Origin of the sequence: Corynebacterium singulare (assembly GCF_000833575.1) — a bacterium.
In the GTDB taxonomy this organism is placed as follows: domain Bacteria; phylum Actinomycetota; class Actinomycetes; order Mycobacteriales; family Mycobacteriaceae; genus Corynebacterium; species Corynebacterium singulare.
In genome coordinates this window covers 1,841,103-1,858,332 of record NZ_CP010827.1, presented here as the reverse complement: position 1 = coordinate 1,858,332, position 17,230 = coordinate 1,841,103, and the positions used below count along the sequence as shown (strand labels likewise).

The 17,230-nt window shown below is 59.3% G+C and carries 18 protein-coding genes; 13 read left to right on the top strand and 5 right to left on the bottom strand.

Annotated elements, in window-relative coordinates:
• Window positions 1-34: 34 nt before the first annotated feature.
• From CSING_RS08655 to CSING_RS08640, 4 genes are all read right to left on the bottom strand, one after another.
• Window positions 35-643 carry a hypothetical protein gene (locus tag CSING_RS08655; RefSeq protein ID WP_042531486.1) on the bottom strand — a complete coding sequence of 203 codons (609 nt, stop codon included), beginning with the start codon at window positions 641-643 and terminating at the stop codon, window positions 35-37.
• A 121-nt stretch (window positions 644-764) separates the two neighbouring features.
• Entirely contained in the window at window positions 765-2,138 is a 1,374-nt protein-coding gene (locus CSING_RS08650; RefSeq protein ID WP_042531484.1) for an exonuclease domain-containing protein, read from the bottom strand.
• Between the two features lie 43 nt (window positions 2,139-2,181).
• Window positions 2,182-4,410, bottom strand: coding sequence for a glycogen debranching protein GlgX (gene glgX, locus CSING_RS08645; protein ID WP_042531482.1), 2,229 nt, complete (start codon window positions 4,408-4,410; stop codon window positions 2,182-2,184).
• 60 nt (window positions 4,411-4,470) lie between these two features.
• Window positions 4,471-4,995, bottom strand: a complete 525-nt coding sequence (locus tag CSING_RS08640; RefSeq protein WP_042531481.1) for a TetR family transcriptional regulator — start codon at window positions 4,993-4,995, stop codon at window positions 4,471-4,473.
• Window positions 4,996-5,210: 215 nt separating this feature from the next.
• Here CSING_RS08640 and CSING_RS08635 point away from each other — a divergent pair, with 215 nt between their 5' ends.
• From CSING_RS08635 to CSING_RS08620, 4 genes are all read left to right on the top strand, one after another.
• Window positions 5,211-5,966 carry a hypothetical protein gene (locus CSING_RS08635; protein WP_042531479.1) on the top strand — a complete coding sequence of 252 codons (756 nt, stop codon included), beginning with the start codon at window positions 5,211-5,213 and terminating at the stop codon, window positions 5,964-5,966.
• Between the two features lie 189 nt (window positions 5,967-6,155).
• Entirely contained in the window at window positions 6,156-6,533 is a 378-nt protein-coding gene (locus CSING_RS13930; RefSeq protein WP_236683946.1) for a hypothetical protein, read from the top strand.
• 63 nt (window positions 6,534-6,596) lie between these two features.
• The gene (locus tag CSING_RS08625; protein ID WP_236683945.1) at window positions 6,597-8,030 is read left to right on the top strand and encodes a cytochrome b/b6 domain-containing protein; all 1,434 of its coding nucleotides are present in this window, start codon (window positions 6,597-6,599) and stop codon (window positions 8,028-8,030) included.
• A 129-nt stretch (window positions 8,031-8,159) separates the two neighbouring features.
• Window positions 8,160-8,399, top strand: a complete 240-nt coding sequence (locus tag CSING_RS08620) for a hypothetical protein (RefSeq protein WP_042531477.1) — start codon at window positions 8,160-8,162, stop codon at window positions 8,397-8,399.
• A 30-nt stretch (window positions 8,400-8,429) separates the two neighbouring features.
• Here the strand turns inward: CSING_RS08620 and CSING_RS08615 are convergent, their stop codons facing one another.
• Window positions 8,430-9,353 (bottom strand): YbjN domain-containing protein, encoded by a 924-nt coding sequence (locus tag CSING_RS08615; RefSeq protein ID WP_042531476.1) that lies wholly within the window; start codon window positions 9,351-9,353, stop codon window positions 8,430-8,432.
• Window positions 9,354-9,503: 150 nt separating this feature from the next.
• Between CSING_RS08615 and hisD the strand changes: the two genes are divergently transcribed.
• Genes hisD through hisF form a run of 9 tightly spaced genes read left to right on the top strand, consistent with a single transcriptional unit; the run spans window position 9,504 to window position 17,190 of the window.
• On the top strand, window positions 9,504-10,844 hold the full coding sequence (gene hisD / locus CSING_RS08610) for a histidinol dehydrogenase (RefSeq protein ID WP_042531474.1): 1,341 nt from the start codon (window positions 9,504-9,506) through the stop codon (window positions 10,842-10,844).
• 33 nt (window positions 10,845-10,877) lie between these two features.
• Window positions 10,878-11,984, top strand: a complete 1,107-nt coding sequence (locus CSING_RS08605) for a histidinol-phosphate transaminase (RefSeq protein WP_042531472.1) — start codon at window positions 10,878-10,880, stop codon at window positions 11,982-11,984.
• A 36-nt stretch (window positions 11,985-12,020) separates the two neighbouring features.
• On the top strand, window positions 12,021-12,653 hold the full coding sequence (hisB, locus tag CSING_RS08600) for an imidazoleglycerol-phosphate dehydratase HisB (protein ID WP_042531470.1): 633 nt from the start codon (window positions 12,021-12,023) through the stop codon (window positions 12,651-12,653).
• Window positions 12,654-12,659: 6 nt separating this feature from the next.
• Window positions 12,660-12,842 (top strand): hypothetical protein, encoded by a 183-nt coding sequence (locus CSING_RS08595; protein WP_042531468.1) that lies wholly within the window; start codon window positions 12,660-12,662, stop codon window positions 12,840-12,842.
• Entirely contained in the window at window positions 12,839-14,113 is a 1,275-nt protein-coding gene (locus tag CSING_RS08590) for an MFS transporter (RefSeq protein WP_042531466.1), read from the top strand. Before CSING_RS08595 ends, CSING_RS08590 begins: the two co-directional genes overlap by 4 nt.
• A complete protein-coding gene (hisH, locus tag CSING_RS08585; protein WP_042531464.1) occupies window positions 14,110-14,745 on the top strand; it encodes an imidazole glycerol phosphate synthase subunit HisH in 636 nt (211 codons plus the stop codon). The genes CSING_RS08590 and hisH overlap by 4 nt, the downstream gene beginning before the upstream one ends.
• Window positions 14,746-14,775: 30 nt before the next feature.
• Entirely contained in the window at window positions 14,776-15,558 is a 783-nt protein-coding gene (gene priA / locus CSING_RS08580) for a bifunctional 1-(5-phosphoribosyl)-5-((5-phosphoribosylamino)methylideneamino)imidazole-4-carboxamide isomerase/phosphoribosylanthranilate isomerase PriA (RefSeq protein ID WP_042531462.1), read from the top strand.
• Window positions 15,559-15,562: 4 nt separating this feature from the next.
• Entirely contained in the window at window positions 15,563-16,366 is an 804-nt protein-coding gene (locus CSING_RS08575) for an inositol monophosphatase family protein (RefSeq protein WP_042531460.1), read from the top strand.
• A gap of 59 nt (window positions 16,367-16,425) precedes the next feature.
• The gene (hisF, locus tag CSING_RS08570) at window positions 16,426-17,190 is read left to right on the top strand and encodes an imidazole glycerol phosphate synthase subunit HisF (protein WP_042531458.1); all 765 of its coding nucleotides are present in this window, start codon (window positions 16,426-16,428) and stop codon (window positions 17,188-17,190) included.
• Window positions 17,191-17,230 lie beyond the last annotated feature (40 nt).

Sequence of the window (17,230 nt, the reverse complement as noted above, 5' to 3'; positions counted from 1 at the left end):
TTTCGGCAACGGCGGGGAATTCAGTGGAGGTGCCTTATACCTCCAGTGGAAAGCCGTTAGCCAATACTAGTGGTTGTGGGCTGAGAGTGGGTCTATGGCGCGGGCGCAGTTCACACGCGCGGTCAGCCAGTTCAATGGCCGCGTGATGAGAAACATCAACCAAGGCGTAGACCGTCTGGGAATCAGGAACCAGGTAGGTGATGCGCTGAGCTTGGGTCAGCCGCCGAAGGTGATTGTCCACAATAACGAACGTTTGTGGATGAGCGAGCCAAGCAGACATTGTGCAGTGTTGGGTGCGCACTTCCAGGCCGCCGTGCGCGCCGGGTAGGCTGTGCTCGGCCGGGCGGGTAAAGAAGCGCAGGCCCCGGTCGGTGAGTGCTCGGCGCTGCAAGTTCAGTGCGGCGGCATCCCATGCTTGGCGCACTGTAAGTCCCATGTCATCAAGTGCGCGCTGGCTCACTCGCTTAACTGTTGTGCCCGCGCCGTGCTGTATGGCCATAGACAGTGTTCGAGAGAGCTGGATGCTGGCAGGGGAGTCACTGAAACCGTCATCACACAACTTCACGCCGTTGAGGTCCGCACTGGGGCACAAGGCGGGAAGGAGGTGGTCGACATGCAGGGACGTGGGCAGTGCAACGGTCATGGTGGGCTCCGATAAAGGTAGAACTAAGAATTTCTTACCCTTATTGGACTGGCGTTCACCGCCCTAGGTTCCCAACAGCCTGGAAAAATTTTTCTGGGCGAGTTGCCCTCGTGCAAACGGTTTAGAAAGGAGGAGCTTCGTCCAGCTGGAGCTCTTCGAGCAGCGTGTCAGCGGGCCAGATCGCAATGTCTTGGCCCTTGGCCTGCAGTTCCTCTGCACGTTTTTCCTTGGAGGTCTTGGTGGCCCATTGTCCGGCCACAAGAATGGTGGTCTTTTTCGTTACGTTCTTGCCCACCTGGCCACCGCGCTCGGCAATCTTTGACCACAGCACCCCTTTGTCGAAGGGTTCGAAGTCACCGGTGAGAGTCACGTGCTGGCCGAACAGAGCGCCATCGGGATCGGCGTCGGGGTTTGGTTCTGGAATCGTGTCTGGGGTGGACACGGATTGCCAGGGGGCTGGGCCACGGCGGTCCTTAGGTCCGGAGCTCTGCTTCTTTTTGGTAGAAGCGGCTCCAGCCATGCGGGTGTTATCACGGAAATCAGTGCCTGCGCCCACATCGGCAGCGGACAGTGGTGCGGTGTTAGCGCGCAGGACGGGGATGATGGATTCTTCGCTCATGGTGCCTAGGGCGAACTCGCGGGTAGAGAACAGATTCTCAATAGAGCCGGAGTGGCCGAATAGGCGAGCAAGCGCACTGACAATTTCGCCAGCTGCGCGGGCGTCCGCGGTGGCCTCATGGTGGTGGAACTCAGCCGAACCGATGCATGAGGCAACGGTCGGTAGCTTGTGATTGGCCACGTCGATGATGCCGGCTCGGGACGCATCGCGTGCCAAAGCAAGGGAGCAGGCTAAGCGGATTTTTGGAATGGTGGCCTCGGCCTTTTTCAGTCCACTGCGCAGGGCAGTGGAATCGAACTGTGCGTTGTGGGCCAGCAACGTGTCCGAGCCGAGGAATTCGAAAAGCTCGGCGGCAGCATCCGCGAAGGACGAGGCATCGGCCACGTCCTCGGCAGTGATGCCGTGGATACCCACGTTGACCTCATCGAAGTGTTCTAAGCCCGGAGGGGGCGTGCACAGCCACGTGCGAGATTCAGTTTCTTCACCGTCACGGAAGCGAACCGCTCCAATCTGGCAGACAGAACCCCAGTTGTCGTTGGCCGTCTCCACGTCGACGGCGGTGAAGTCTAATCCGCGAACTCCTTCGCTGGCGGTTGGCGCCTCACCACGCAGTGCAGCCTCGACTGCACGTGTGAAAGCCTGCGCATCCTGACCAGGGGCGAAACGAATGATAGCGAGGTCAATGTCTCCTGCATCACGTATCACGACCTGCCCAAAGCCCGTCGCCGTTGGTGCCGTGCACTCCACGCTCGTGGCATCCGCCAGCGACATTTCCTCGCGGGATGCAGCACCAAGTGACGCCGCAAGTTGCGAGCGGTGGAAAGTAAGGGCATCGGCGGTGACGTCGATGACGGCACCGTGGGCGGTGTAGGACACGAATTCCTTTCAGGATGTGGGTTTGACGGCGTGCAGCGCCAGTTTAGCTCTCAGCAGAATCGTCAGAGCCAACAGTCTCCGCAGCCTCATCGGTTTCATCGAAGACGGGTGGCTCGGTTTGGCGCAGGATGAGCGTCGAGCGCGGCTGGACCATGATGGTTCCTTCGGCGTCGATAAGCTTCTCCTCGTCTGGGTAACCACCGGAGTCGGACGTGTCCACGATGAGACGCCAGCTGGCACCCAGGTCCTTGGTGGGGAGGGTGAACTCGATGTCCTCATGGTGAGCATTGAAGATCATGATGAAGGAATCATCCGTGATGCGCTCGCCGCGAGCAGTGGTCTCCGTAATGGCATTGCCATTGAGGTAGACCATGAGGGCTTTACCGAACTCAAAGTCCCAATCTCCGGGAGTCATGAGCTTGCCGGAAGGCACGAGCCATGCGATGTCACGATCCTTCACATCGGAGCCGAAGGGGCCACCGGCCAGGAAGCGCTGGCGGCGGAAGACTGGGTGGTTCTTGCGGATATTGATCAGACGCTTGGTGAAGCCGTGCATGGCGGCATTCTTTTCCTGGTCCAGCATCGACCAGTCAATCCAGGAAATCTCGTTGTCCTGGCAGTACACGTTGTTGTTGCCATCCTGTGTGCGGCCTAGCTCATCACCGTGGCAGAGCATCGGGGTGCCTTGGGACAGGAGCAGCGTCGTGAGGAAGTTACGAATCTGACGGCGACGAAGCTGCTTGATCTCCTCGTCATCCGTGGGGCCCTCCACACCGTGGTTCCATGACCTGTTGTGGGACTCACCATCACGGTTGTCTTCCCCGTTCGCGTCATTGTGCTTCTCGTTATAGGTCACCAAGTCACGCAGAGTGAAGCCATCGTGCGCGGTGATGAAGTTGATAGACGCGGTGGGACGGCGACCATTGTTGGCGTAAAGATCCGAGGAACCAGTCAGGCGGGAGGCGAATTCACCCATGGTGGATGGCTCACCGCGCCAGAAATCGCGGACGGTGTCGCGGTACTTTCCGTTCCACTCGCTCCAGATCGGCGGGAAGTTACCAACCTGGTAACCATTGTGGCCGACATCCCACGGCTCAGCGATGAGCTTGACCTTGGAGACCACGGGATCTTGCTGAACCAAGTCGAAGAAGGTGGCCAGCTTGTCCACGTCATCAAGCTCACGCGCCAGGGTGGAGGCCAAGTCGAAGCGGAAACCGTCGACGCGCATCTCCTCCACCCAGTAGCGCAGGGAATCCATGATGAGCTGCAACGAGTGCGGGTGACGCACGTTAAGGGAATTACCGGTGCCGGTGTAATCCATGTAGTGCTCAGGGTTGTCATCCACCAAGCGGTAATAGGCATGATTGTCGATGCCGCGGAAGGCAATGGTGGGGCCCATGTGGTTACCCTCAGCAGTGTGGTTGTACACCACGTCAAGGATGACTTCGATGCCGGCCTCGTGGAAGGCGCGGACCATGGCCTTGAATTCTGCGACGACCTCACCGGGCTTCTTGGCGTAGGCATAGTCTGCGTGTGGGGCGAAGAAACCGAAGGTGTTATAGCCCCAGTAGTTGCGCAGGTCTAGTTGGCGCAGACGGTCATCCTGGAGGAATTGGTGAACCGGCAGAAGCTCTACCGCGGTGACACCGAGGTCTTTGAAGTAGTTGATGATGGCTGGGTGTGCCATGCCGGCGTAGGTTCCACGCAGTTCTTCGGGGACGTCTGGGTGGGACATCGTCATGCCCTTGACGTGGGCTTCGTAGATGATGGTCTCGTTGTCGGGGGTGTGCGGGCGGTTGTCGCCGTGCCACTCGAAGAAGGGATTGATGACCACCGAGAGCATGGTGTGGCCGAGCGAGTCCTCCTCGTTGCGGCCGGTGCCGGGCTCAGAGGCGTAGATATCGTAGGAGTACAGGGAGGCATCCCCGTCGAAGTCTCCGTCGAATGCGCGGGCGTAGGGGTCCACGAGGAGCTTGGAGGGGTCACAGCGCAGACCGCGCTCAGGCTCGTAGGGTCCGTGGACGCGGTACCCATAGCGCTGGCCTGGGGTGACGTTGGGGAGGTAAGCGTGCCAGACGTGCGCGGTGATCTCGGTGAGTTCAACGCGCTCCTCGGTGCCATCTTGATCGATGAGGCACAGCTCGACCTTTTCTGCTGCTTCGGAAAAGATTGCAAAGTTGGTTCCGGCTCCATCGAAGGTGGAACCGAGGGGAGAAGGGGATCCTGGCCAGACTTGGCGGGAGTGGGGTGCATCAGCACGGGTGTCAGTCATGGCGTTCAGCTTAGTCATATTTGACGAAAGGGATCGTCACGCGCGGGGAACACAGCGAACTCACAGGGCGCGTAAACCAGCGATGACGAGTTCCGTGGCGCGCACGGCAGCATCATCGGTGAGGGACTCTGTGGAAGCGCCACCGAGCTGGGCGTGGGACTGTTCCATGAACGAGGCGCCGAGGACATAATGAATCAACGTGCGTGCGGCGACGCCGATGCTTTCCGACGCCCCTTCCGGCACCTCCTTCTGCAGGGCTTCGCAAAAAAGCTCCTCAAGGTCGGCGCGTGTGGTTGACTCCGGAAAGGCGGCTCCGGCGATCGCTACTTCGGCGCCGTCCCGCCATCGCGAGAGCTCGCGGTGGAGGGAGCTTGCTAAATCGACCGGGGTATCGCCGGTAACTGGTGAGAGGATTTCCGCGGCCATGGCGGCGATAAGGGCCTGCTTGTTGGCCACATGCCAATACAAGGCGCCGGGAGCAACGCCGAGGGTCGTGGCGACGCGGCGCATGGTGACGTCGGCAAGCCCATAGCTTGTTAAGAGCTCTAGGGCCGTGGATACGATAGCGTCGCGAGAAAGGTGCACAAAGGTCTACTTTACGGGTCGGGCGGAGATGGTGGGGGCAAAAAAGAGTAGTGAGACTCACAGGAAGCTTCAAGGTGTGGGTCATGATTTCTTCAACGACGCCTTGTTAGGGTTGTGTGAAACGCACAAGAGCATGCGTTATGTCCGCTACGCATCGAGCGCAGTGGACGTGGCGAAATCTGTCGCTCTCTTTATAGAAATTTAGGAGTTAACCCTTGTCTTTTTTGACCCCTGCCAAGAAGTCCCTCGTTGCAGTTGCACTCGTTGCGCCGCTCACCCTGGCTGCCTGCGGTGGTGACGGCGAGGACGTTGCGGAGACCGCCTCCTCCGCGGTCAAGACCACCAAGTCCAAGGAGGAGACCTCCGAGGATAAGGACAAGGAGTCCGAGAAGAAGGACGACGACGCCGAGAAGAAGGACGAGGGCGCGGAGAAGAAGGACGGCGAAGAGCAGGCCCCGAAGCCGGAAGGCGAAGAGGCGCCGGCTGAGGGTGAAGGCGCTGAACAGACTCTTGCTAACCCGTTCGAGAACGGTGTGGACCCCTTCCAGAGCATGCCGAAGGTCGATCCGATCCAGGGCCAGGCCGCAAGCCAGGAAGACATCGACGGTATCAACGGCCTCGTTCGCGGTATGTACGACCAGCAGACCATGCGTAGCTTCGTGAAGTACCTGCCGGATCACACCTGTGAAGCAGTGCGTAATGACCCGAACTCCGGCCTGAGCGAGTTGGACTACAACCAGATTCCGGATGTTCCGATGAACCAGCTCAAGGACATGATGGCAACAGCCGGTGCTGACACCTCCCAGATGGAAGGCTTCGATTGGAACCAGACTGGCGTTGAGTCCATCAACGACGTCGTGGTCGATGGTGACTCCGCGTCCGCAACCGTGAACGTCAACACCAGCAAGGGCTTGGATAGCTCCACCATGCGTTTCAAGCGTGAGAACGGTAACTGGACCTTCTGTAACTAAGCGCAGCTCGTGTCTATACTGCGTACTCCACACCTTCGTATACCCCGCGCCATCGGCTTTGGCGCGGGGTTGCTCGCGTTGGCGCTCCTTCTTTTCTCTGGGGTTGGGGCTGTGTGGGGTCTGTGGCGGCCCACGCTGGAGGGGCATCGAGTGGAGGGCGGTGGGTATGCGCTGACTAACTCCGCGAACGTGCAGTTTCTATCCTTTGTCACATTCGTCATGATTACCGGCCTTCTTGGGGTGGTGATCGGCACGGTGGCTTATCTTCGAGGGGAGCGCTTTCGGGGTGTTGGGGTGCTTGTGTGGTCAGGCGTGGTGTGCTTGGCGGGTGCGGCGGCCTTTTATGTTTTCGGCGGGGCTACTGCCACGGCCGTGCCGGAGAACCCCGGAGAGTTTGTCGAGTTTGTGCCGAAATTTTCTCCTGCCATTGGATGGCTCGTGGCCCCGTTTATGTCCATGTTTGCCTACTGGTCTGCTGTTTTTATTAATCCTGATAGTGGTCGTGGGATGACAACTGGCAATGATCCGAGCAATAAAACGCAGAAAAGTCTAGAATCCGCAGATTAAATGAGGAAAAATAGGTGTTAAATCTGCTGAAGGCCAGCTTCTCTATCTCTAGGAGTCACCTCTATGGACCTCGTTCTCGCTTTAGGCGAAAACCCTGACTATCCTCTCTGGCTGCGTGCGAGCCACCTCATCAACTTCATCTTGATGGGTATGTTGCTTCGTTCCGGCTGGGAGATGCTATCTTCCATGCCACGTCTGTGGTGGCGCAATGACTGTGCGCCTGGTACCGAGTGGTTGAAGTTCACCAAGCGTGAGCTCCCGAAGGAGGAGGGCGTGTACACCTCCCTCATGGATGAGCTCTCAGCCTCACCATTGCTGACATTACCGGGACGCGAAAACATCGGTCTGGGACGCCACTGGCATGGTGTGTCGGTCATGCTCTGGGTGCTCAACGGACTCGTTTATGTCACGTTGCTCTTCGCCACCGGCTTGTGGCGGCGCATCGTTCCGACTTCCTGGGACATCATCCCCGAAGCGTGGGATAGCTTGCTTACCTATATGAGTCTGCAAGCACCGGCTCTTGAGCATTTCGATCCCTACGATGCCTTGCAGCAATTGGCCTACTTTGGAGTCATTTTCATCCTTGCACCATTCATGATGCTGACGGGTGTGGCCATGGCTCCAGCGGTGCGCGTCCGCTTCCCGTGGTACGTCAAGTTGTGGGGCGGCCACCAAGGTGCACGTTCCCTGCACTTCATCGGCATGGTCTTCATGTGCGTGTTCATCATCATCCACGTCTTCCTAGTGTTCTTCGTCCACCGCGAATACAACATGGTGCATATAGTTTTCGGTGATGTCACTCCGGAGCGCTATGCCCAAGCCTTCACCACAATCGTCATCACCATCGGTGTTGTCATCGCCTTCTGGATTGGCCTGTCCTACTGGTCCTTGGCGGACCGCGCACGTGCGCACCGTCTTACTACAGGGATTTCGGAGATTGGTCGCAAGCTCTTCCTCAACTGGATGCGTCCCCAGGGTGCCAGCAAGAGCGCGTACACGGACAAGGACATCTCTGAGTTTCACTGGACCAACGGCTTGCCGCCGACCCCGGAAGAGTCGCAGGAATGGACTGCCTTCCACGACAACGATTGGGCTGGCTACGAAATTACTGTTGCGGATGACGTGACTGGTGCCTCTCGCGTGGTGACACTAGAGGAACTCCGCGCACTGCCACAGCGCTCGTACATTGCAACCCACACCTTCATGCAGGGCTGGTCGGCGACCTCCCGGTGGGAAGGTCCTGCCATCAGGGATGTTCTGGCCTTGCTGGGGCCGAAGCCCGACGGTGCGAACTATGTGATGGTGGAATCTTATGGCCTGGCCCAAAAGATGTATGACAACCGTCCGCGTGAGCCCTTCTACGCTTGCTTTGACATCGAGACGGCTTCGGAAGAGCAGTCAATTCTGGCGATTACACGAAATGACAAGCCGCTCGAGGTTCATCTTGGTGCTCCCGTGCGTGCCCGTGTGGAATCCAATCATGGCTATAGGCCGTGAAATGGGTAAGCAAAGTCGCGTGGATTCGTGACTACGCTGACTATGGAGACGGCCGAGGAGGTACTCGTGAGGACTCGGCATTGCAGGCCTTCAATGGCCGTATTTAAGTAGGGGCGTACACTCTCCTCCATGTCGATTGTTTCCAGTTATTTTCAGGTCAGCGGCGTCAAAGACGATAATGATGTTCGTAAGGCGCTGCAGGCTTTATATGACATCTTTGCGGAAAATGGGCTTGGTCAGGCGACCTTCGAGATTACCGATTCGGATCACGCGCAGCTTGTGGTGAAGCACAAAGAGAACGTGGAACCGTCCATCGACGTGATGAATAAGGCGTTGGCGAAAGCGGGCGAGTACCGCATCATCGCTTAACGCCGAAGGGGGCAAGAGGCGTCTAGCAACCTAAGGCCAGACGACGGGGGAGGAGCCCATGGCATCGTGGGAAATGTCATCGATGCCGTGGAGTACATGTTTGATGCCGCGGCCGAGGGCGGTGACCAGTTGGGCGTCGGAAAGCCCAGCTCCTGTCATGACGGCGTAATCCACCCGGATCTGCAGGCCATCCATGTTGGAGTGGCAAAATGCGGACGCCGAATGGTTGGCCCGGTTCCAGTCATTGCAGATGAGGAACATCTTGGAAAACTCGCCGCCGGGAAGGTTTGGATCCCAGTGGCCCTTAATGATGAGGCTAGGTCCAGAATCTATGGCAAAGGCGAAGAGAACATCGTTGATCCACGCGTAGATGGCGTCCCCGGAATCCGATTGAAAGCGTGTGATTCCGAGCGAGGGCAGCATTTCCTCTAGACGGGAAATATCGACGGTGGACACTGGGCCATCGAGCTCGGAAGGCTCATCCGGCGCCGCGGGACGGGGAAGCATCAGTGCAGGAAAACGCGTTGCGAGCTCCTCGAGACACGCCCCTGCATTGAACAGCGCCGGCAGGACGGATGCAGCGAGCTGTGCTGTGGTGGGTGCTTGGTGGACGACGAGGAAAGAATGACCCCACACTTCGACCTCGGTGGGGGTGGTGTAATTGAGCACCAAATGGGGTGACAGGCAGTCGTGATTCCAGTCGTTGACGAACTCGCTGAGCTCAGGGATTTCACCAAACCCAAGGGCCCCATTATGAGTGGTGTAGAGGCGCAAGATGGGCTCACCGTCGGTGTCCATGTACACGCGAGTTTCCCCTAAAGGGGAGTGGGGAAAGAGGAGCTCGTCGGCGTTGACGCGGATGCAATCCAGCTCTTCGCAGTGTGCGAGCTTCTCCATTCGAGTGAGTAGCTCGGAGTGGTCCTGGCCGTCGTGCTCGTCGGCGTCGTTACTCATGTCGCCGCCTCTCTTCACCAGTGGTGGTGCGTCAATGTATTAGTAGTGACACATTCTATAACCTGCACCTTGGGGCCCGCTGGCTTTTGGCACGGGTATAGTAAAGGGAAGGTATAGAAACCACTGCATATTATAAAAAGGGGCTGCGCCATGCTAAGAACCATTGACCTGCGTGGAGAGAAACTCACTACCTCCCGCCTGCGCCGAGTCCTGCCGCGTGGAGGCACGGATGTGTCCTCCGTGATGGACACAGTGATCCCCATGGTGGAGTCAGTACGCGATGGTGGCGCGGCCGCAGCCCTCGATTTTGGTGAGCGTTTTGATGGTGTGCGCCCAGAAGCTGTGCGTGTGCGCACCGAAGAGCTCGAGAAGGCCGCAGCCGAACTCGATCCTCACGTGCGAGCCGCAATCGAGGAATCCATTAACCGTGTGCGCGCCGTGCATGCGGATCAGAAGCCTTCCCCGCACACCACAACCCTGGCTCCTGGCGCTACGGTCACAGAGGTGTTCCAGCCGATTGAGCGTGTGGGGCTCTACGTGCCCGGCGGTAAGGCGGTTTATCCTTCCTCGGTCATCATGAACGTCATCCCGGCTCAGGAAGCAGGCGCTGAAGCCATGGTTGTGGCCTCCCCACCACAGAAGGACTTCGGTGGCCTGCCACACCCGACGGTTCTGGCGACCTGCCACATGCTGGGCGTGGACGAGGTCTGGGCGGTTGGTGGTGGCCAAGCTATCGCGCTGTTGGCCTATGGTGACGATGAGCCAGCTACGGGAGAGGCAGCGCTTGAACCAGTCGATATTATTACCGGCCCAGGCAACGTATTCGTGGCTGCAGCTAAGCGGGCGGTACGGGGAGTAGTAGGGATCGACGCTGAGGCAGGACCGACCGAAATCGCCATTTTGGCTGATGAAACGGCGAACCCCGTCTACGTTGCCTATGACCTCATTTCCCAAGCGGAGCACGACCCAATGGCAGCATCCGTCCTCATTACTGACTCCGAAGAGCTAGCGGAGGCCGTGGGCGCAGAAGTAGCTCGGCGTTACACTGCGACGGCGAATGCCGAGCGGGCTGCCGCGGCGTTGCGCGGCGAGCAGTCCGGCATCGTGCTTGTCAGTGACCTTGAGGCGGGCATCGCCGTGGCTGATGCGTATGCCGCCGAGCACGTGGAGATTCATACCGCGAATGCCCGCGAGGTGGCGGAGCGCATCCGGCATGCAGGCGCCATCTTTGTGGGTGACTACTCGCCGGTACCGCTGGGTGATTACACGGCAGGCTCCAACCACGTCTTGCCAACCTCCGGCACAGCACGATTCAGCGCGGGGTTGTCCACCCACACTTTCCTGCGCCCAGTCAATCTTGTGGAATATGACCGTGCAGCACTGGGGGAGGTGGCCGAGAAGGTCATTGCCTTCGCCACAGCCGAGGAACTTCCAGCACACGGCGAGGCAATAGCCGCCCGCTTCGATGCCCCGAACACACCCGAGAACTAGCGAGAGCTAGCGACACCTGAGGAGGCCCACACCATGGCTGAGTTGAAGGATCTTCCCCTGCGCGAAGAACTGCGTGGATCCAGCGCCTACGGCGCGCCGCAGCTGACAGTGACGAATCAGCTCAACACCAACGAAAACCCATATCCGCCGTCGGAGGCTTTGGTCCGAGACATGGTCACGGCCGTCGAAAAGCACGCAGCCCAGCTCAACCGCTACCCCGAGCGTGACGCCGTGGAGCTGCGCACCGCGCTGGCGAGCTACGTGAGCGGTCAGACTGGCGTGACCGTTAGCGTGGACAATGTGTGGGCCGCTAACGGTTCGAATGAGGTGCTGCAGCAGTTGCTGCAGGCCTTCGGCGGTCCTGGGCGCAGTGCCCTCGGGTTTACCCCCAGCTATTCCATGCATCCGATTCTCTGTGCCGGCACCCAGACGGAATTCATCTCGTGTCCGCGTACTGAGGATTTTCGGATTGATGAGGAGGCTGCGCTGGGGGACATCGAAAAGCACCGCCCTGATGTTATCTTTATCACCACCCCGAATAACCCCACCGGTGATGTTACGCCCATCGAGGTGGTGGAGAAGATTATCCAGGCAGCGCCCGGAATCGTCATCGTGGACGAAGCCTACATGGAGTTTTCTCCCTCGCCTTCGGCCACCACTCTCCTGGAGAAATACCCCACGAAGCTCGTGGTGTCCCGCACCATGTCAAAGGCCTTCGACTTCGCCGGTGGCCGCCTAGGATACTTCGTTGCTGACCCCGCCTTCGTGGAGGCCGTCATGCTCGTGCGCTTGCCCTATCACCTTTCGGTGCTCTCCCAGATTGCGGCCATCGTGGCGATCAAACACAAAGAAGAAACATTGAGCACCGTGGCCACACTATCGGCGGAACGCGATCGCGTCGTGGCCCGCCTCAAGGAGCTCGGCTACTACGTAGTACCGAGCGAATCCAACTTTGTATCCTTTGGGCGCTTTGCCGACCAGCATGCAGTGTGGCAAGGATTCCTTGACCGCGATGTTCTCATCCGTGACAACGGCGTCCCGGGACTATTGCGCGCCACCATTGGCCTGCCGCAGGAAAATGACGCCTTCCTTTCGGCCGCAGCGGACCTGGCAGATACAGTAGAGATGGTTGAGAAATAACACCATGAACACGATGTGAAGGAGGAGCGTGAGACTATGAGTACCGACGTAGATGAGAGCCAAGAGCGCGGTCACCGTATTGGTCGCGCTGAGCGCGCCACAGGGGAGACAAGAATCTCCGTCGAAATCAATCTCGACGGTACTGGGAAGGCGGATATTTCCACAGGTCTGCCGTTCTTCGATCACATGCTCACTGCCGTGTGTACTCACGGCGCCTTCGACCTCACTGTTCACGCTGAAGGCGACATTGAGATCGACGCGCACCACACTGTCGAAGACACGGCCATTGTCCTCGGCCGCGCATTTCTTGAAGCCCTGGGGGACAAGTCCGGCATCCGCCGCTTTGGTTCCCAGCTTCTGCCTATGGATGAGACCCTCGTTGAGGCTGTCGTGGACATTTCTGGCCGCCCCTACTTCGTCATGAACGGCGAGCCCGAGAGCTTGGAATGGCAGATCATCGGCGGGCATTATGCCACGGTGATTAACCGGCACTTCTTCGAGACCTTCGCTATCCATTCGGCGACGACCCTGCATGTCAATGTTCGCTACGGGCGCGATCCGCACCACATCACGGAGGCGGAGTACAAGGCGGTGGCCCGTGCTCTGCGCCACGCCACCGAACGTGATCCGCGGGTCAGCGGCGTTCCGTCGACGAAGGGAGCGCTCTAACCTGTTATGAACATCTTTGTTCTTTTCTTGTTTCTCGTCGCTGGGTTGCTCATCGGCGGCGCATGGTCGGCCTACCAGAATGACTCCAAACTCATGACTGTGGTTGCGGGCGTCTTGGCAGCGATAACGGTCGCGGCCGCAGTGGCATGGCTGCTGGATATTTTCTCGGAAGGGGTGTCGGCGAAATGACTGGATCGACTCCTACGAGCGTATGGAAGGTTGCCGGCTTTAAAGAGACCATGATCGCGGTGGTCTCCGCGTTCGGTGCCTGGTCAGTGCTGCTGCCCGTTGTGCCCTTGGCGGTGCTTGATGCCGGCGGTTCGGCGACATTGGCTGGCGCTACCACGGGTGTCTTTATGTTGGCTACCGTCCTCACCCAGATGATGACCCCGATGCTGTTGCGTATCTTTGGCTACCGTCCTGTGATGGCGGCCTCAGCTTTGCTCCTGGGAGTGCCAGCGTTGGGGCACATGCTTGGTGACGCCGCTCCCATTGCCCTTGGCTTTTCTGCCCTACGCGGTATTGGCTTTGGTGCTCTGACTGTGGGCGAAAACGCCTTGATCGCGGAAATTACACCGCGACGCCTTCTGGGTAAGGCCACAGGCATTTTCGGATTGTTTATCGGTGCAGCACAAATGGCCTTCTTGCCGGTTGGTCTCGCAGTTGCAGCGGCCTTCAACTACAACATCGTCTACCTGCTGGCGGCGGGACTTGGTCTGCTGGGATTCTTCACCTGCATCCTCGTCCCCAAGATCAAGGCAGCCCCTGTCGGAACCCCGGATCCGTCGGATACCACCCCGCGTGCGCCGATGTGGAAGCTCGTGTTGGTTCCGGCGCTGGCGCTGACCAGCTTCTCCGTGAGCTACGGTGTGGCCTCAAACTTCATCTCCCCAGCAGTGCGTGAGCTAGATCCAGAGCGCGGCGCCGTCCTTGGTGGCCTCATGCTGTCCGTTATCGGCGGTGCGGCCATGATCTTCCGCTATGTGGCGGGTGTCGTGGCGGACCGAGCCGGAAGGCCGGGAACGCTCATGATTCCGGCGCAGATTTTCTCTGTCTTTGGTGTGGGACTTATCGCGGTGGTGCTGTGGCAGGAGTGGTCGGTCTGGCTGCTCGTATTCGGAACCACGATTTATGGCGCGGGCTTCGGCGTTGTTCAGAATGAGGCGTTGCTGTCGATGTTCGACCGACTGCCTCGTGAGCGCCTTTCAGAAGGCTCTGCCGTGTGGAATATCTTCTACGACGGTGGCACCGGTCTTGGTTCCACGGCCCTCGGTGCGGTGGTGGCGATGTCCGGTTATGACGGGGCGTTTGCCACGGGTTCCGCCATTATCGCGGTGGGTCTTCTCATGACCTTGGCGGATAGCGCACTGGGCAAGACGCGCGTGAGTGAAACCAATGACATCAAAACCCGACTCCGGATGATTAGGTGGCCGAGGAGGCCTGGAAAGGAACAACGATGAGTTCCCGGAACGTCGCCGTCCTGGATTATGGGGCGGGTAATCTGCGCTCTGCCGTCCGCGCGCTTGAGCGCGTCGGTGCAGAGGTCACCGTCACAGCAGACCCCAAGCGTGCGGTTGAGGCGGATGGTTTGCTCGTGCCCGGTGTGGGCGCCTTCGCCGCCTGCATGAAGGGGCTGCGTGACGCCCAGGGCCCGCGCATCATCGGTCAGCGACTTGCCGGTGGACGTCCGGTTCTTGGCATCTGTGTGGGTATGCAGGTGCTCTTTGAATCCGGCACCGAACATGGCATTCACACAGAGGGCTGCGGGGAATGGCCGGGCGATGTGAGCAAGCTGGATGCTGACGTCTTGCCTCACATGGGATGGAACACAGTGGAAATCCCTCAGGGCAGCGATATGTTCGACGGTATCGGCCCGGAGGATCGCTTCTACTTCGTCCATTCCTACGCTGCCCGTAGCTGGGAGCTGCAGACCGAAATCACCGAGCCACCAAAAGTTGCGTGGTCAGAGTACGGCGGGGACCGCTTTGTGGCCGCGGTGGACAATGGTGCGCTGTGGGCTACGCAGTTCCATCCGGAGAAGTCTGGGGATGCGGGCTCGCAGCTGTTAAAGAACTGGATCGGAACGCTTTAAAGAGCTCGTCCGGAAGGTAGACTACCCACCATGAGCTTTACACTGTTGCCCGCGGTTGACGTTGTTGATGGCCAGGCCGTGCGCCTAGATCAAGGCGAAGCCGGAACCGAAAAGTCCTACGGATCCCCGTGCGAGGCCGCCCTCAAGTGGCAAGCCCAAGGCGCGCAGTGGCTGCATGCAGTGGACTTGGACGCTGCCTTTGGCCGCGGTTCCAACCACGAATTACTGGCAGAGATCACCACGAGTGTGGACCTTGAGGTGGAGCTCACCGGTGGAATCAGGGATGATGAGTCCCTCGCCCGAGCACTGGCCACAGGGGCACGTCGAGTCAACATTGGCACTGCAGCCCTGGAACAGCCTGAGTGGATAGCTAAGGTGCTGGCTGAACACGGAGATCGTATCGCGGTGGACTTGGCCGTACGGCTCGTTGACGGTGAATGGCGCACCCGTGGCCATGGCTGGGTCTCCGATGGTGGGGACCTCTGGGAGGTTCTCGAGCGCCTCGATTCCGCTGGATGCACTCGTTTCGTAGTCACCGACGTGTCCAAGGACGGTACGCTGCAGGGCCCGAACATCGAGCTCCTGCGCGACGTGGCTGCAGCCACCGATGCTGCAGTGACTGCCTCGGGCGGTATTTCGAGTCTGGATGATCTGCGCGAGCTGGCACTCTACGAGAATGAAGGCATCGATTCTGCCATCATCGGCAAGGCGCTGTATGAAGAGCGCTTCACGTTGGAAGAAGCACTTGCCGCCGTTGCAGAGGTCACTCCGCTGCCGGCTGAGGAGTACATCGATCCTATTGAGGAGGCCTAAGCGTATGGCAGCCATGTCAAGACTTTCTGCCTCAGATCCTCGCGAACTTGTTGCTTTTGCGGAAGCTGCCGTGGACCAGGTCGATGACCTCTTCCGCGCTGGTTTGGGAGCGGCCCCTGCCCGTTTTAAGGGGGAGGGTGACTTTGCCACCGAAGTCGACCTGCAGATTGAGCAGCAGCTGCGGGTGACGCTGAGCCAACTTACCGGCATACCTGTCTTTGGCGAGGAGTCCGGTGGCAGCCTCGAGGACACCGTGTGGGTCGTTGACCCAGTCGATGGCACCGCTAACTACTCCGCGGGTAATCCATGCTGCGGAATCTTGGTCACTCTCCTTCATGAGGCGAAGCCGGTTGTTGCGGTGGCGGACTTCCCGCTCTTGGGCCGCCGCGTCGTGGCCGCAGAAGGAATGCCGCTGCGCACCAGCGGTGGTCCCTCCACCGGGTTTGGTGGCGGAGAAGGCGCTCTCGGCTTTGATGAAGCCCGTGGCCATATTGGCTGCTCGTCGCACCTGCCCACGGCACTGTTCAACGATCTTCGTGAGACTGGCTTGCGCCCGCGCATGACCGGCTCGGTGGGCCTAGATAATGCTTTCGTGGCGCAAGGAGTCTTTGATGGCGCGGTGAATTTCTCACCGCACCCGTGGGATAACGCTGCAGGTGCGCTCATGATCAAGGCAGCTGGAGGACGCGTCAGTGATCCCGAAGGCAACGAGTGGACGGCGACCTCGAAAGGTTTTGTGGGCGGCACCCCACAGGTCCATGCCACCATGTTGGATGCCATTGCTCGCAACCCGCGAGGCCAGCGCTAGAGCGCTTTCTATTATCCCGTTTACCTTCAAACCCCCATCCCTTGAGGAGGACAATCACCATGGCGCTTGCCGTGCGCGTGATCCCGTGCCTAGACGTTGACAATGGCCGTGTGGTCAAGGGCGTCAATTTTGAAAACCTGCGTGATGCCGGTGACCCAGTGGAGCTTGCCGCCCGCTATGACCAGCTGGGAGCAGACGAGTTGACCTTTTTGGACGTATCCGCATCTAAGGATGGTCGCGGCACCATGCTTGATGTCGTGCGGCGTACTGCGGATCAGGTATTCATCCCGCTCACGGTGGGAGGAGGAGTGCGGTCGGTTGAGGATGTACGCGAGCTCCTCCGCGCTGGCGCGGACAAGGTTTCTGTGAACTCGTCTGCACTTGCTCGCCCTGAACTGCTGCGTGAACTTGCTGATGTTTTTGGCTCGCAGTGCATTGTGCTTTCTGTCGATGCGCGCCGTTCGCCTGAATATCCCAGCGGTTTTGAAGTCACCACGCATGGCGGCACCAAGCCTGCTGGTCTTGATGCGGTGGAGTGGGCTCGCCGCGGCGAGGAGCTGGGCGTGGGTGAAATCTTGCTCAATTCTATGGATGGTGATGGCACCAAGGAGGGCTTCGACATCGAGCTCCTCCAGGCGGTTCGTGCAGCGGTATCCGTCCCCATCATCGCCTCGGGTGGTGCCGGTGAGGCCGAGCACTTCCCGCCGGCTGTTGAGGCTGGGGCGGATGCCGTTCTAGCAGCGAGTATCTTCCACTTCGGTGAGATCGACATCGCTGAGGTTAAGCAGGCGCTGGCGGCTTCGGGGTATGAGGTGCGCCTGTGAGCACAGCGGGAAACACAACAGGTCGCACTGTTGAAGACTA